This window comes from Mesorhizobium sp. (genome assembly GCF_005063415.1).
Taxonomy (GTDB): Bacteria; Pseudomonadota; Alphaproteobacteria; order Rhizobiales; family Rhizobiaceae; genus Mesorhizobium.
Window position 1 is genome coordinate 1 of record NZ_SUEG01000433.1, and the last position, 227, is coordinate 227.

A 227-nucleotide genomic window follows, 5' to 3' on the forward strand; every position below is an offset into this window, starting at 1 on the left:
ATATGCGCGCGCGATCGCGTCGCGAACCACCGCTGTCAAGCTCAGCGCGCTTGGCCTGCAAGGCGTCGAGATTGGCAGCCATGCGATCGATGGTGGCGTCGAGTGCTGCGCATACGTTAGCGTTGCGGCGAGACAGCGAAAAGCCGCAGCCGGCGCTGCTGGATTGGCTGACTGCCTTTGAAAGCTGCTGGCGCTGCCGGGCGATCGCGTCGTCATATTTCCTGAGC

The 227-nt window shown here is 63.4% G+C and carries 1 pseudogene; it reads right to left on the reverse strand.

Going from position 1 to position 227, the window contains the following annotated elements:
* Window positions 1-227 (reverse strand): annotated as a pseudogene (locus E5W70_RS32940) (hypothetical protein); the annotation flags it as partial.